The sequence below is a fragment of the Corynebacterium sp. ES2715-CONJ3 genome (assembly GCF_024814365.1).
GTDB lineage: Bacteria > Actinomycetota > Actinomycetes > Mycobacteriales > Mycobacteriaceae > Corynebacterium.
This window is the reverse complement of sequence record NZ_JANUXS010000005.1, coordinates 99,024-108,689: the sequence shown is the minus strand read 5'-3', so window position 1 is coordinate 108,689 and position 9,666 is coordinate 99,024. Positions and strand designations below refer to the sequence as shown.

At 52.9% G+C, this 9,666-nt stretch carries 9 protein-coding genes and 1 tRNA gene; 5 read left to right on the top strand and 5 right to left on the bottom strand.

The genetic code is table 11. The features are described 5' to 3' along the window. Nucleotides 1-7 precede the first annotated feature (7 nt). The gene (locus NXT00_RS07305; RefSeq protein WP_259158568.1) at nt 8-736 is read right to left on the bottom strand and encodes a DUF3662 and FHA domain-containing protein; all 729 of its coding nucleotides are present in this window, start codon (nt 734-736) and stop codon (nt 8-10) included. A gap of 203 nt (nt 737-939) precedes the next feature. Here NXT00_RS07305 and NXT00_RS07300 point away from each other — a divergent pair. The 3 genes from NXT00_RS07300 (at nt 940) to NXT00_RS07290 (ending at nt 2,548) form a co-directional block, all read left to right on the top strand. Beyond that, nucleotides 940-1,022: transfer RNA gene (locus NXT00_RS07300), tRNA-Leu, on the top strand. A gap of 276 nt (nt 1,023-1,298) precedes the next feature. Continuing rightward, on the top strand, nt 1,299-2,291 hold the full coding sequence (gene bioB, locus NXT00_RS07295) for a biotin synthase BioB (protein WP_259079299.1): 993 nt from the start codon (nt 1,299-1,301) through the stop codon (nt 2,289-2,291). Beyond that, a complete protein-coding gene (locus NXT00_RS07290; protein WP_259079293.1) occupies nt 2,291-2,548 on the top strand; it encodes a hypothetical protein in 258 nt (85 codons plus the stop codon). Before bioB ends, NXT00_RS07290 begins: the two co-directional genes overlap by 1 nt. A 176-nt stretch (nt 2,549-2,724) precedes the next feature. Here NXT00_RS07290 and NXT00_RS07285 read toward each other — a convergent pair whose 3' ends face one another. After that, nucleotides 2,725-3,183 (bottom strand): hypothetical protein, encoded by a 459-nt coding sequence (locus NXT00_RS07285; protein ID WP_259079291.1) that lies wholly within the window; start codon nt 3,181-3,183, stop codon nt 2,725-2,727. After that, on the bottom strand, nt 3,180-3,857 hold the full coding sequence (locus tag NXT00_RS07280; RefSeq protein ID WP_259158567.1) for a hypothetical protein: 678 nt from the start codon (nt 3,855-3,857) through the stop codon (nt 3,180-3,182). Before NXT00_RS07280 ends, NXT00_RS07285 begins: the two co-directional genes overlap by 4 nt. Nucleotides 3,858-4,028: 171 nt before the next feature. Here NXT00_RS07280 and NXT00_RS07275 point away from each other — a divergent pair, with 171 nt between their 5' ends. Then, complete coding sequence (locus NXT00_RS07275; protein WP_259079288.1) at nt 4,029-4,403, top strand: hypothetical protein; 375 nt, start codon at nt 4,029-4,031, stop codon at nt 4,401-4,403. A gap of 457 nt (nt 4,404-4,860) precedes the next feature. After that, a complete protein-coding gene (gene amn / locus NXT00_RS07270; protein ID WP_259158566.1) occupies nt 4,861-6,261 on the top strand; it encodes an AMP nucleosidase in 1,401 nt (466 codons plus the stop codon). A gap of 771 nt (nt 6,262-7,032) precedes the next feature. Here the strand turns inward: amn and NXT00_RS07265 are convergent. Both NXT00_RS07265 and NXT00_RS07260 read right to left on the bottom strand, forming a co-directional pair. After that, on the bottom strand, nt 7,033-8,376 hold the full coding sequence (locus NXT00_RS07265; protein WP_259158565.1) for a Y4yA family PLP-dependent enzyme: 1,344 nt from the start codon (nt 8,374-8,376) through the stop codon (nt 7,033-7,035). Continuing rightward, complete coding sequence (locus NXT00_RS07260; RefSeq protein WP_259079278.1) at nt 8,373-9,665, bottom strand: FAD/NAD(P)-binding protein; 1,293 nt, start codon at nt 9,663-9,665, stop codon at nt 8,373-8,375. Before NXT00_RS07260 ends, NXT00_RS07265 begins: the two co-directional genes overlap by 4 nt. Nucleotide 9,666 lies beyond the last annotated feature (1 nt).

Here is a 9,666-nt window from a genome sequence, read left to right as displayed (position 1 = left end):
TTGCCAGTTATTTAATGCGGACGACGATCTGTGAATGCCCAATTGTGATCACATCACCATCGGCGAGTAACCAATTGTCAATCGGGGTGCCATTGACCGTAGTGCCATTGGTGGACTGTAGATCCACAATATAGGCCTCGTGGCCATCCCACACGATCTCCGCATGGTGCCGGGAAACCCCAGTATCGTGCAGCCTATAGTCCACATCCGTACCGCGACCAATCATCGTCGACCCAGTCCTAAGTTGATAGCTGGGGGTGCCGTCGACAGTCAGGCTGATCATCTTCCCAGTGGGTGCGGAAGGAAGCGGAGCGGGGGGATTCATAGGAGCACTCTCTTTCTTAGGTGGGCTCACTTCCAGATCAAAATCGCTTGTGGCATGCAATTGCCCCGTGCGCAAGGATTGATCGGCGCTAATTCTGATGACGATCGGAGCAGGAGAAATCCAGGAGTTATTGCGGAAGTACCGCGATAAGCGATCGGTGAAATCATCTGCCAGAGTTGGGTGCTCAGCGGATATGAGATCAAAATCCTTTTCGCTAACAGAGACCTCATATATATTCGGAACTTCAACGGTGCCTTCATAGGTGTGCACCAAGTTATCCTCCGCCTCCTGCTTGAGAAGTTCTTCGATCTCTGCAGGTACCACGCGGCCGCCAAATATATAAGCGAAGCCGTTATCGAGCCCGCGCTGCATGGCGCTGTCGAGTTTGGCAATCTTGCCGATAATTGACACGCTGCTTCGCCTCCTAGGATGCTCTATCGATCAACGCTTTCCTAACTAGTATAAAGTCAAAGCTGCAATACTCCTAGAGTCACTCCTTGAGCAGTGCCGTAAAAACCAAATGTGTACTGCGGATTTGTTGCTCTATTGTGCGATCGTGTTAAGTTAATGGCAACGCTTTTTCTGTGTCATTGAAGTAGGAAGTGTTAGTTTGAGCCCAGGTGGCGGAATGGCAGACGCGCTGGCTTCAGGTGCCAGTGTCCGCAAGGGCGTGGGGGTTCAAGTCCCCCCCTGGGCACTATCCCATCACTCATCGTAGTGGTGGGATTTTTGCTGTTTTCTAGTCATAAGAGGTGGCAACAAGGTAATAGTCACCCGAAAAGGAAAAAATTAGTGGGACCTAAGAGGTGCAGGCTATAGCGCGATTGGTGTTATAACCGAAAAAAACTTGAACGTTGTTTAAGTGTTTGAGGTGCGCATTGATTAGACTGAGATGACATCACGCAAGCGATCTTCTCACTCGCTCTACTGCAATACGCTACTCGATCGCTCATACAACCGTAGGAGATAAGCCATGGATATCCTCGCGCTGGCACAGGACAAAGTACTTGGGCAAGGCATCGGTCTCAATAAAGACGAAGTTCTTGAGATCCTCAATCTGGAAGAAGACCGCATTCCCGAGCTTCTCGACCTCGCCCACCAAGTCCGTCTGAAATGGTGCGGCGAAGAGGTTGAAGTCGAAGGAATTATCTCGCTCAAAACAGGCGGCTGCCCCGAAGACTGCCATTTCTGCTCCCAATCGGGTCTCTTTGAATCTCCCGTACGCTCCGCCTGGCTTGATATCCCAGGCCTTGTAGAAGCGGCTAAGCAAACTCAAAAATCTGGAGCTACCGAGTTCTGCATCGTTGCAGCCGTAAAGGGGCCCGATGAGCGGCTCATATCGCAGCTCGAACAGGCTGTCGCCGCTATCAAGGCCGAAGTTGATATCGAGGTTGCCGCATCCATCGGCATTCTGACTCAAGAGCAGGTCGATCGCTTGAAGGCAGCCGGGATCCACCGCTATAACCATAACCTGGAAACCGCGCGGTCCTATTTCCCCGAAGTAGTCACTACCCATAGTTGGGAATCGCGCCGGGCCACTCTTGAAATGGTCGCGGAAGCGGGCATGGAAGTGTGCTCTGGCGGCATCTTAGGTATGGGGGAGAGCCTCGAGCAGCGCGCCGAATTCGCTACCGAATTGGCCGATCTTAACCCCACCGAAGTGCCCATGAACTTCCTCGATCCCCGCCCAGGCACCCCTTTTGCCGATCGTGAGGTTATGGAGACGGCCGACGCCTTGCGCGCCATCGGGGCCTTCCGGTTGGCGCTGCCTAAGACTATCCTGCGCTTTGCTGGCGGCCGTGAACTTACTCTCGGAGACCTTGGTACCGAGCAGGGCCTTTTAGGTGGAATTAATGCCGTAATTGTAGGAAATTACCTCACAACATTGGGCCGGCCTATGGAGGATGACGTGGATCTGCTCGGCAAATTGCGGCTGCCTATCAAGGCTTTGAATACGACGATCTAATGAGAAAACCAGCATCAACGGAGCTGCTTGAGGCCGTCTTAGCCGGGGATGAACCCCATTTTCATCCCAATACTGGCCAGGAAGTTACCCCAGATCTCACGCTTGCTCTAAGTCCCTCGGCTCGTGCCGGCCTGGAGGCGCCGCGGTTTTGTCAACTCTGCGGCCGGCGCATGGTCGTCCAGGTGCGCCCTGATGGGTGGGAAGCTATATGTTCGCGCCACGGGGCTCTCGATTCTGTTTATTTAGGCAGGCGTTAACTTCGAATCCATTTGCACTACCTACAGATACGCTTTGGAGCAGAACTGCGGGCGCTAGGTATTGTAGCTCTGGGTCTGACGAGTGGCGTGGGGTCTTTCGGCGGGTAGCACCCTAACCAGCTTTAGCCAGGCTCAGTCAGCCCTCACCAGCCCTAACTAGCCCTAGCCAGGCTCAGCTAGCCCTCATATATCCAATCTGCCAAAGCCTGGGCGATAGTTTGGACGAGATGCACCACCATACCGAGTTTGATATCCCTACCGAAAACCCCCAGAACCAGATGCCCCACTGGGGGATGTTCAATACGGGCGAGCCCTAAAAGTTCAGAGCCGGGCAGCTGAACAGCAACAACCGTATCCTGAATCTCATCTTTTAATGGGTCCATGACCTGAGCTTGAGCAGTGGACACACCCAGCATCGAGGAGTTCAGGGCTGCCATGCGCGAAGCATTATCTTCGGAATCGAATCCTATGGAACACACATGAATACCATCGCCAGTTCCAATGATCATCGCATGGACATTCGGATTCTTGCTTCTGAGGTGAGAGAGAATAGGCAAAGCTGCATGAGCGATATCATTGGTGCCAAAATCGCGATCTCTAACCTTTCGGTGCTTAGCAATTAACTCATCGCTCATAGCTGATTCCTGAGGGCCAATTCTGCAACGTTGATGACATCTTCCTTTATACGGGGGTCTGCTATAACCACAGGGATGAAGGCAGTGTCTGTGCTAGGTGTCGTCTCATTAGATAGGAGGTCTCGAAGAAGACGATTGGCGATTATCTCGGCGCGTTGGACGATCGCTTTGTCGTCTCCGTGCACGAAGTTAAGAGCTATACACAGGCGTCCCGCAATAGCCGAGTCTTTGACTACTGGGAACCATGACTGTAATTGCTCTTCAACCAAGTCCTCTTCACCATAGAGCCATAAGACAATTCCAGCCTCAGGATTTTTGAGGGCGGAACGGCTGGCTGAAAAGCGCTCCTGCCCGGGAATTCCAAAGAGACCCACTTCGCGGTTGTCCGCGCGCTTCCATATCCCATAATCAATACTGACTGTGGTCGAAGACTTGCCGGGGGCAACGAATTCTTGAGCGGCTGCTTTCGCTTCGGTGGTGATAGTGAGAATGGAGGAAAGAGTCTCTATACTGGTGGTTTTTCCGATCCCGACCGGTCCGGCAAAGACGAGCTCGAGAGTGGTTGGGGATCCGACGATTGAATCTCGGGGTGCAGTGAAGGAGGGGTCGAGATCGACGACGTCGAGTTCGTCCACTTTGCCGTGACGCCTACGCCTAAAAGACTGTGCAATCATTTTTCCGATAGTTTCAATTTAAATAGAAGGTTTGTGTAGTTACCTGTTGTAAAGGAGTAGAAAATTTTCTATTCTTATCATAGCAGATTGGATACTTTGCTATTCTTGCACGATATCACCATTGTTCATCGTTAGCAGGCAGTTAAATCAAAAAGAAAGCAGAACCAAAATATGTCCGAACAACAGAAACTCATAGACTTCGTCGAGAGTCTCAGCAATAATCTCAATGGCTTCTTAGGGGCGTCGGTGGTCGATCTTGGAACCGGGATGTCTTTGGCTTCAACCTCTAAATTGTCCACTTTCGATCTGGATGTTGCCTCCGCTTATAACAGTGAAATGGTCAAGGCCAAATTCAAGGCGATTGAGGCGCTCGGGATCGACTCGCAGCTGAAAGATATGCTTCTTACCCTCTCCGACCAGCTCCATCTGATCCGCATGCTGGACGGGAATATGTTTGTCTATGTGGCAGTGTATTCCGCACAATCTAACCTCGCTATCCTCAGGACAATCGTTGATCGTAATATCGAAGCGTTTGGGCTAGCCTGAATTCAACATTCTCACTCAGTCAAGCCGGATCAGAGCGATCGGACGCCCACAAGCGCCCCAGATATTGGCGCGGATAAGGCAGACGATCTCACAGCCACAGGACTGCCGCTGAGACACGAGCAGCCCTTAGATCAGCCGCCGGCTGGCCCATCTACGTTATCTGAAGCTGAGGATGCGGGTGTCTACGATAATCTATCCAGGCATCGTGCCCACAGTGATGTGGTTATAGGGCGGGAGATGCCTGGCATGTCCTCCCTCGGCAGGTCTCCGGCACGACCAAGGAGAATTGTCTACTGGTTGCGGAGGATCCTCCGGCGCTAGGCGAGAGCCATATATCGCCCTCATTGCATGCAAAATTGTGCGTTATAAACGAGTCAATTATCTAAGGCCATCGGGTAAGATCTTGGTGCTAAGAGACTCAAAATAGCGCTCAAATGGTCTGCGAGAGGCGTATGGTATGAATGCTGTGGAAGCTGTTGAAAAGCTTATCAATCACTATGACCGATCATGCGCTTTGGCTACACAGTGTTGTGAATCTGGGAATTTCGACAACTGGAAAGATATTACGTACCCCAAACTCATGGTGCGGGTGCTACGGTGGCATCCAATTGATCGAACCGAACCGTTCGGATACGTAGACGAGGCCGGTGTGTATTCGGCGGTAATCAGCCGCCCGCGGCTGCTGCGCTCCTATTTGATAGCCCAACTCGAGAGGCTGACGTCCAACTACCCGTGTGAACTACAGGTAGGGGACTCAGAAATCGCGATTGCCCCCGAATACCTACCGGATTTTAATGCCGAGGTTTTTCTACAAACGGAGCGCCCCGCTGGGGTGCCGCGACCATCATTAGATATGGTGGACGACGCCATTGTTGATGGTGAATGGGAGGTATTCCATCGATCCGAGAAACCGCTTTTTCACTTTAGTCCGCAGCGCTTCGATATGGCCTGCGCGCGTATTGAGCACTATACGGGCATAGGCGTACAGAGTGTTCAAAAATACTTACTCTTTACCAATTACGGCATGCATATGTCTGAATTTTTGCGCTTCGCCTTATTTGAACTTCATCGCCCTGGATCTCGATACCACGAACTGGTGACTGCTAGCGGTGCGGTCCTGCACTCAACCACCGCCGAATACCCCAGCGAAGAAATATTCGAACAGGCACTAAGATCTCTACACCAAATGCCTCGCCTAGATTTGGTGGCTGCGGACAATAGCGGGGTAACAATGGTGAATATTGGGGTTGGTCCCTCAAATGCCAAAACTATCACTGACTGCTTAGCCGTTTTAAGGCCTGAAGCCTGGATAATGATAGGGCATTGCGCCGGTCTTGATGGGCGCATGCGGATTGGCGATCTCATCTTGGGAAATGCCTACCAGCGGAGCGATAACCTGCTCAATGGGCATATTCCGCTCGATCTTCCGATCCCCGCCATCCCGGAGGTCCAACGTGCACTTGAGGCAAGTGTCAAAGAGATCTACGGCGAGGATCTTTCCCTGATGCGCACCGGTACTGTGATTTCTACTGATGATCGCAACTGGGAATGGCATACCCCGAGGGCTTTATGGGAGTGGCTACGCGGCTCCACAGCGGCTGCGTGCGATATGGAATCAGCTACCTTAGCGGCTAATGGATACCGCTACCGAGTACCCTATGGCACCTTATTGAGTGTGTCAGATCTGCCCCTGAATGCGGTGCCGAAACTACCCGCTGGTGCCCAAGCCTTTTATTCCAGCTCAAAGGAAGCGCACGTGATGTGCGCGGTGCGGGCAGTGGAGAAACTTGCGGCGCAACCGGAAAAGCTACACACCAGGAAATTACGGCGCACGGTGGCGGAACTGCCGCTGCGTTAAAAAGTGCCACGGTTATATAGTTATATTAAGGCGCGGTAGCAGAATGTCCATGGATACCTCCCAGACGCTAATCGCGCAGCACTACTAAAAACTATTAAAAAATCGCGAATATTCTTCAGATAATGCCACGTCTGCTTGCTTAAAAACAAGGAGTAGAAAGCACAGGATAGTCACGCTAGAGAAATGGATCATCACTAGGAGTATGGCCTTACCATGAGCGCCTTATCTACTCATAGGTAAATGGCCAAATTACTAGCGCTGGTCGTTCTCGCAGATATCTCTCCACTGCGTGTGGTGCGCACGAGGGTTTTCCATCAATGTCGCGCCGATCGCATAAGCCCTGCTCAAGTTACGGCCTTTTGCGTACTCCACCATAGTCTTTACCATAGTCTCTGTCGGTGAAACCCCTCACCTCTCACCGTTTAAGAAAATAGCCAGCATGGCTGTGTCGAACGTGTGGCAGAGATGGCCCGAGCGCCCAGATCCAGCACTAGGTCTTAGGCCATGCGATCGGTGACGATCTAGATTCACGAGACAATTCCGCGTTGACAGTTGTCTTACTTTCGAAATAAGGAGAGGTCATTTCCACCGCTATTAGAGGCACTCACTTAATCTAAGCACTTAGTCTAAGCAGGTCCCAGCAATTAGTACCGCGACTAACCTGCGCTCCCGCACATACAGGATTCACCAGCATCCTCCCGCTCAGAGCTACTTTCTTGATCCCCGGAGCCCCAGCAGCGTCTTCTAAGAGTCAAGAAAGTAGCACCAGCGTTAGGAGTGAGAATCAATGGCGTCCAACACCCACGTGTTATTAGCGTGACGCACGATATTCTTGGCCAGAGGAATTTGGTGCGAGGCTGATTCCAAGATGTGCATAAAATACCCTGCGGTATTGACAATGGCCACGGTATCGCCAGGTGCTACAGTAAGCTGCATCTCGCGGCGGATAATGACCTCATCCTCGATGCAATATGCGCCCACCAAATACCCCGTCATATCCCTACGGGGGCCATCACCTGTGGGAATGAGGATGGGGTCAAGCAGAATATCGTCCGCGGCGGTACGACATTGTGTGCGATTCATAGCCAAGCCCACCAGATCGAGTCCGTCGGAACGCTGCTTGGTAAATTCCACGCGGCTTAAAATCATGCCACATCCATCCAACAGGCTCCGCCCGGGTTCCAGGTGCAGCCTTAAGCCCCGCGCTCGTAGCGCCGCAGCGGCCGTGCCGAAGCCGTGGACCTCGCCGCTAAGCAGCTGGGTAAGCCACTCGCCGCGAACTGGGCGCTGCCAAAAGGGGTAAGTATTTATGAGCGGATCGCCCTTCCACGTAAAGGGTTCGCGCTTGCCAGCTCGTTGCAGAGCCAGTTGCTCGTTGAAATATTCCCATTGCTTAACATCCTTGAGATAGCTCATGGGTATACCACCGCCGATATCAATAAAAGAAACCGGGTGGTTATTTTCTTTGTAGTGATCCACAAGTATTAGCGCTTCTGCTAATGCTTGTCGACGATCGTTCTCACTGTACCCGTGGAGATGGATATGCGTTCCCACCACGTCAATGCCCGAGGGGACCTCAGTGCCACGCCAGGTTGACAGCAATTCCCCAAAACGAGTTGGTGCTAAGAGAGCAGGATCAGGGGCTAAGCGCGGAGCGATATGGGCGGTGGTCTGACGTGCTTGAGCACTGCGCGAGATCCGGGTGAGTTCGGTGACATTATCGCAAGAAATGACTACCCCAGCCTGAACTGCGTAGTCGATCAGGGCGGCATCCTTAATAGCAGCACTTAAGATCACGCGCTGCGGATTAACTCCGCGTTCTAAAACTTGCTGCAGTTCACGCAGGCTCGCGACATCCACGCCCAAACCGGCATCGCGGGCGGCGTCGACAAAAGCGAGGGCTTTATTGGCTTTGCGAGCAAAGAATATTCCTACCTCAACTCCTGCCGCCTTACCTGCGGAAATGAGCTCGTTTGCATTATCGCGCAAGGGTGCTGGATTAAGGAGATTAACTGGTGATCCGTATTCGTCAATAAGGGTGCGAACCAGCTGAGGATCATTGATAACCTGATCCATCCAGGGCAGCGTCCTGGCCTCTAAAGGTACGGTGCTCATGATATATCCTCCGAACTAATGCGTGCAGCCCACCTGGGGATCTCATCCAAGAGGGTGCGATTTAGAGAGTCATGGCCTGGGACTATGTGCTCATTCATACGGCCAATAATGGTGATTCCAGGTATATCAGCAAAAACCGACGCCTGTCCTTGGGGTGGGAGCACAGCGTCGATGAGGACATCAACGGGCTGTGAACCTACCATCCATTCCGCGACAATGTCCGGGTGTCCGAGATACTGAGTATCTACCACCTGGGAATCGATAAGGTCGAGCAATACCTGCGCCGTATACGGTGGCGGGCCGAATGCAACGCGTTCCAGAGGACGCGATAAGTCCACATAGCCGGGGATCGGACCAGCATGCTGATGCCGTTTGATAATGGCGGGGTAGAGCTCTCGCAGTGCCGCCCCCACCGCGCCGGCTGGGCTCAGGGGCAGATCGCCACGGGCTACCGCCAGCGATTGCCGCAGCTCGGCGACGGCATCACCAGTAAAATCTTCACCCTTGATCACATCCTGCACCTGGTCTAGCGTACAGTCAGCGAGTGTGACCGCCGCTTCGGCTAAAATCTCGGCCAATTCCGTGGCGTTAGCGCAGCTTAGTACGCGCTGAGAGAATTTAGGATCGAGCTCGGGCACCACAACCGTGGGATCGAGTTTGACCTCCATAAAGCGCCCGGAACGATTAACCGGATAAATTTTTGTAGCCACCTGGCCGTACAACATACAGACGTCAATAAAGGTCAACGCCGCCCCGCGCACCCCAATCGTCGCGGGGTTATCGGGGAGGTTGGCATTCCAATACAGCGGCGTAACAGGCACCGCACTGTCGCTATTCCGCAGAGCTCCCGGGTGGTCATGTTCGTGGCCAGTGACAACGAGGACCTCATCGAAAACGTCGCCTGCAATTTCGTAGCCGGAATTTTCATCAGGGATAATTTCGGTGATGGTGTGCGCCTCATAGCGGATCTGAATATGTTCTGGGGCTCTCTCCAGGGCGGCTTGCCACGAGGCTGCTAGAAACTTACCAACGAGGGCGCGCGGTGGGAAAGGATCGGGGTCATAGCCCTGGTCCACGCGCCACTGGTCGAGGGAATTGAATGCAGTTTTAACCGCGGAGGAGCGCAAATTAAGACGAAAATTTGCGGGTTGATCCTCGCGGTACACTGCTCCTGCGCCGGGTGGGAAGGGATCAAAAACCACAATATCAAGGGCTTTCCGTGAGCGCGCGATGAGCTCCTCAATGGCCCAGAGGCCGCGTGGTCCGGCGCCTACAATAGCAATTTTCATT

Coding starts and splice junctions, on each gene's coding strand:
- bioB (WP_259079299.1), top strand. CDS start 1,299: ATGGATATCCTCGCGCTGGCACAGGACAAAGTACTTGGGCAAGGCATC.
- NXT00_RS07290 (WP_259079293.1), top strand. CDS start 2,291: ATGAGAAAACCAGCATCAACGGAGCTGCTTGAGGCCGTCTTAGCCGGG.
- NXT00_RS07285 (WP_259079291.1), bottom strand. CDS start 3,183: ATGAGCGATGAGTTAATTGCTAAGCACCGAAAGGTTAGAGATCGCGAT.
- NXT00_RS07280 (WP_259158567.1), bottom strand. CDS start 3,857: ATGATTGCACAGTCTTTTAGGCGTAGGCGTCACGGCAAAGTGGACGAA.
- NXT00_RS07275 (WP_259079288.1), top strand. CDS start 4,029: ATGTCCGAACAACAGAAACTCATAGACTTCGTCGAGAGTCTCAGCAAT.
- amn (WP_259158566.1), top strand. CDS start 4,861: ATGAATGCTGTGGAAGCTGTTGAAAAGCTTATCAATCACTATGACCGA.
- NXT00_RS07265 (WP_259158565.1), bottom strand. CDS start 8,376: ATGAGCACCGTACCTTTAGAGGCCAGGACGCTGCCCTGGATGGATCAG.
- NXT00_RS07260 (WP_259079278.1), bottom strand. CDS start 9,665: ATGAAAATTGCTATTGTAGGCGCCGGACCACGCGGCCTCTGGGCCATT.